A 5,177-nucleotide genomic window follows, 5' to 3' on the forward strand; every position below is an offset into this window, starting at 1 on the left:
TATTTTTTATTATCTATTTATTTCTTTTATTTGCTTTTTCTATATTGATTCTATTTCCTTTAATTTTTACATTTTTTAATTTTTCTAGGACTTTTTTGGCATTTGCTTTAGGCACTTCTACAAATGTATATTTGTCGTATATATCTATAGTTCCTACTAATTTGCCAGATATTCCGGCTTCACCAGCTATAGCTCCAACTATGTCCTTAGCTTGAACTCTTTGGTTTCTACCTACATTTATAAATAATCTAACCATTCCACGTTCAGCGCCATTTGCACCTTTTTTAGATTTTTTAGATTTTCTAGCTTCTTTTCTAGATGGCTCTTCTATTATTTCTTCTTTTAGCTCTTCACCCATAGATAGTTTAACTAATGCAGCAGCTACTTCTAGAGTAGATAATTGCTCTTCTTCACATAAGGCTTCTACCCAGTTGATTTGTTTTGCTAGGTTACTTTCTTTTAGCACATCTTTAACTTGGTTGAAGAATGCAGCGACCTTCTTTTCTTCTACATCTGCTATAGTTGGTATGCTGTGTTTTACTAATTTAGATTTAGTATATCTTTCTATATCTCTCATCTTTCTCATGTCTTTACCATATACAAAGCTGAAAGATACACCTTCTCTACCAGCACGTCCTGTTCTACCTATTCTGTGAACATAGTACTCTTCATCCTGTGGTAAATCGTAGTTAAATACCATATCAACATCGTCTACATCTATACCTCTAGCTGCAACATCTGTAGCAACTAATATATCTATCGTACCTTGTCTAAATTTGTCCATTACTATATCTCTTTGAGTTTGTTTAAGGTCACCGTGTAGCGCATCTGCGAAATATCCTCTAGCTTGAAGTTCGCTTACTAATTCATCTGAACCTCTCTTTGTATTACAGAATACTACAGATAATTTTGGATTATATACGTCTATTAATCTGCATAGAACTTCTAGTTTATTCGCTCTTCTTGTTTCGATATAGTATTGTTTTATATTTGGAACTGTAAGTTCTTTTCTGACTACTTTAATTAATTCCGGTTCATGTTGGTATAATTTAGTTAATTCTAAAATTTCCTTTGGCATTGTAGCTGAGAAGAAAGTAGTTTGTCTTTCGATTGGAGTTTGGTTTAATATCAACTCGATATCTTCTCTAAATCCCATATCTAACATTTCATCCGCTTCGTCAAGCACTACCATTTTTACATCGTTTAATTTTAAAGTTTTTCTATTTATATGATCTATTACACGTCCTGGAGTTCCTATTACTACTTGTACTCCACTCTTTAATGCTTTTATTTGTCTCTCTATTGGTTGACCACCGTAAACTGGTAATGTTTTAATTCCGCTCTTAAACATACCAAGCTTTCTTATTTCCTTAGAAACTTGTATAGCAAGCTCTCTAGTTGGGCATAATACAATAGCTTGTAGATGTTTGTTTTTAGGGTCTACTTTTTCAAGTATAGGTATACCGAATGCTGCAGTTTTTCCTGTCCCTGTTTGCGCTTGACCTATTACATCCTTTCCTGATAAAATCACTGGTATCGATTGAGCCTGTATTGGCGATGGCTCTTCAAATCCCATTTCCGCAATTGATCTTTTTATCTCATCACTAATTGGTAAATCTTCAAATTTTGTTACATTCATATTAATTGTTTATTTCCTTTCCGTTTTCAAAATATCCTAACTTGTCTATTATATATTTTATTCAAATATTATGCAAACTTATTTTTGACCAAATTTAAACAATTTATACGAACTATAAGCGCTTAGATATTTACTAATAATTTTTTGTAGATTTTATCAGTTTTACAATAAACTTAAATAAGTAGAAAAATACTACAATTAAAAGTAAAATATCTAAAATTATTCCTATTGTTTTAAAAAGCAGCATTCCACCTATACCGATTAAAACCATCAAGCTTCCATAAGTTCTATTCATCCTCGCAAATTCTCTAGAATAAAATAAATCGTATAAAAAGCTGTTTTTTATTTTTATAAAAAAATTATTCTTCTTAGTTTTGTCTAAAACCAATTCATTTCCTCTGTAGAAGCTTCTATCCGCCATTTTTTTATATTGAACTCTGCTCAGCATGAGCATAGCTCCACCGATTATAGCTATATAAAAAAATAAATCCATTTAACCTCACCTCCAAAACAATTTATACTATTATTATATATAATTGACTTTTTACTTTCATTAAAACAAAAAATATAACTAGCCAAATACTCTAGTTATATTCAAAATAATATAAAATTTAAATCATATATGTATAGTAGAGAACAGCCAAATAAGTTATATATGTTCCCAACATTAATATTCCCTGTATTCTATACAATTTGTTCTTTATAATTGTAGGAATTATTAGAGTTAAGACTAAAATTATCATAAATGGGTAATCAACTCTAATATTTTGTGACAATATAGGTATTTCATTTGGAATAGATGAAATAGAAATTACAGAAATTATATTTAAGATATTTGCCCCTAAAACATTTCCGACACAGATTTCGTGGTGTTTTTTCCTAACTGCTGTAATAGATGAAACTAATTCTGGAAGAGATGTTCCAAGCGCGATCACAGTTAAGCTTATTATCCCCTGTGGTATTCCTATAAATTCGGCAATCTTAACACCATTATCTACTAATAATCTAGAACCTACTATCATCATTGCCAATCCCACGAAAAAATATACAACTATTTTTACTGTCGACATTTCATTTTGCTGCGTCAAACAATAATAAAGATAATTTTTATTAGCATTGTTTAATACGCTTTTATAATTAGTATACATATATACTCCTAAAATAATTAATAAAATACATCCATCGATCTTTGTAATTGCACCATCTAATCCCAAAATTATAAGCGCTATAATCGATACTAATAATATAGTAGACTTTGACGCAAATGTTTTTCTATCCGTGTTAAAAGGGCTTATAAGCACAACCATCCCTAATATCAATCCTGTATTACATATTATAGAGCCAACTGCGTTTCCTAGACTCATAGTTGTATGATTGTCAATAGATGCAAATAAAGATACTGTAAGCTCTGGCAATGTAGTTGCAAAACTGACTATAGTTGCACCTAAAATTAATTCCGAGATATTAGTTTTTCTTCCAATTTCTACAGTTGAATTTATAAAAAAATCCGCACCCTTAGATATCAATATAAAACCTATTATAAATAAAATAGTTACAATTATCACGACGACACCTCCTATATATAATAGATATTCATATTTCTTAAAAAAATGTCTAGCTAATTTTATTTACTCAAAATTCCCCGCAAATACTGTAGCCGCAACAATTGATTGATATCCGTAAAATTGAAATAAATTATAAAAATAAAATTTTATTTATATTTAAGTTTAAGTTTTTTATTAATGGGTAAATTTTAAAATATAATAATATTAAATTATGTGATAAAAATATTGTATACAATATACTTAATCTATGATATTATTATCATAGAAAAATGACATATATCTAGCTAGATTTTTTAAATATTTTTTAAGGAATATAAATTCCTATACGTTACAAAATAAATAATAAAATCCAAACTATACAATGACATTAAGGAGGATGCATACATGAATAATGCATGGCAAGGATTCAAAGAAGGTAGATGGACTAAAGAAATAGATGTTAGAGGATTTATCCAAGCTAACTACACTCCATATGAAGGAGATAGCTCATTCTTAGCTGGAGCTACTGAAAATACTAAAAAATTATGGGATGAAGTCCTAGAATTATTTAAAAAAGAAAGAGAAAACGGAGGAACATTAGACGTAGATACTAAAACTGTGTCTGCTATAGATGCTTACGCTCCTGGTTATATAGATAAAGATTTAGAAACAATAGTAGGTTTACAAACTGACGCTCCTTTAAAAAGAGCTATAATGCCTGAAGGCGGTATAAGAATGGTAGAAAGCTCTTGTAAGGCTTACGGATTTGAATGTGACCCACAAGTAAGTGAAATATTCACTAAATATAGAAAAACTCACAACCAAGGTGTTTTCGATGCCTACACTACAGAAATGAGAGCTGCTAGAAAATCTGGTATAATAACAGGTCTTCCAGATGCTTACGGTAGAGGTAGAATAATAGGAGACTACAGAAGAGTTGCTCTATACGGTGTTGATAGATTAATAGAAGATAAAATGGAACAAAAATTATCTCTTGAAGTTTCTTGCATGGACGAAGAGGTAATCAGATTAAGAGAAGAATTATCAGATCAAATAAAAGCTCTAGAAGCATTAAAGAGAATGGCTCAAAGCTACGGATTTGATATATCAGGGCCAGCTACTAACTCTAAAGAAGCTGTACAATGGTTATACTTTGGATACTTAGCAGCTATAAAAGACCAAAATGGTGCTGCGATGTCTATAGGTAGAACTTCTACTTTCCTAGATATATACTTCGAAAGAGATCTAAAAGCTGGACTTATAACTGAAGAAGAAGTTCAAGAATTAATGGACCATTTCGTTATGAAATTAAGAATGGTTAAATTCTTAAGAACTCCAGATTACAATGATTTATTCTCAGGTGACCCAACTTGGGTAACAGAATCAATCGGTGGTATGGGTATAGATGGTAGAACATTAGTAACTAAAAACTCATTCAGAGTTTTAAACACATTATACACTCTTGGGCCATCACCAGAACCAAACTTAACAGTACTTTGGTCAAACCACTTCCCACAAGGATTCAAGGACTTCTGTTCTCAAGTATCTATAGACACAAGTTCTGTTCAATACGAAAATGACGACTTAATGAGACCATACTGGGGAGATGACTACGGTATAGCTTGTTGCGTATCTGCAATGAAAATAGGTAAACAAATGCAGTTCTTCGGAGCTAGAGTTAACCTAGCTAAAACTTTATTATATGCTATAAACGGTGGAGTTGACGAAAAATCAGGTGTTCAAGTTGGACCAAGATTCGAGCCAATAACTTCTGAATACTTAGATTACGATGAAGTTATGGAAAGATTCGAGCCATTTACTGATTGGTTAGCTAATTTATATGTAAATACATTAAATGTAATCCACTACATGCACGACAAATACTCTTATGAAGCTTTAGAAATGGCTCTACACGATAGAGATGTATTTAGAACTATGGCTTGTGGTATAGCAGGACTTTCAGTTTGTGCTGACTCTTTATCAGCTATAAAATA

Annotated in this window: 4 protein-coding genes; 1 reads left to right on the top strand and 3 read right to left on the bottom strand. The window is 31.0% G+C overall.

Annotated features, from left to right (window positions below; translation table 11 throughout):
- Positions 1-13: 13 nt before the first annotated feature.
- The 3 genes from MR593_RS03765 to MR593_RS03775 all read right to left on the bottom strand — a co-directional run bounded on the left by MR593_RS03765 (position 14) and on the right by MR593_RS03775 (position 3,204).
- Positions 14-1,639 (bottom strand): DEAD/DEAH box helicase, encoded by a 1,626-nt coding sequence (locus tag MR593_RS03765; protein WP_290687037.1) that lies wholly within the window; start codon positions 1,637-1,639, stop codon positions 14-16.
- Between the two features lie 133 nt (positions 1,640-1,772).
- On the bottom strand, positions 1,773-2,132 hold the full coding sequence (locus tag MR593_RS03770; RefSeq protein ID WP_290687039.1) for a hypothetical protein: 360 nt from the start codon (positions 2,130-2,132) through the stop codon (positions 1,773-1,775).
- A gap of 118 nt (positions 2,133-2,250) precedes the next feature.
- Positions 2,251-3,204, bottom strand: coding sequence for a calcium/sodium antiporter (locus tag MR593_RS03775; RefSeq protein ID WP_290687041.1), 954 nt, complete (start codon positions 3,202-3,204; stop codon positions 2,251-2,253).
- Positions 3,205-3,588: 384 nt separating this feature from the next.
- Between MR593_RS03775 and MR593_RS03780 the strand changes: the two genes are divergently transcribed.
- On the top strand, positions 3,589-5,177 hold a 1,589-nt coding region (locus MR593_RS03780; RefSeq protein WP_290687043.1), incomplete at its 3' end, for a pyruvate formate lyase family protein.

Source organism: Intestinibacter sp. (assembly GCF_022780145.1).
GTDB lineage: Bacteria > Bacillota > Clostridia > Peptostreptococcales > Peptostreptococcaceae > Intestinibacter.

Excerpts from the sequence above, each read along its gene's own strand:
- MR593_RS03770 (WP_290687039.1), bottom strand. The coding sequence starts at position 2,132 with ATGGATTTATTTTTTTATATAGCTATAATCGGTGGAGCTATGCTCATG.
- MR593_RS03765 (WP_290687037.1), bottom strand. The coding sequence starts at position 1,639 with ATGAATGTAACAAAATTTGAAGATTTACCAATTAGTGATGAGATAAAA.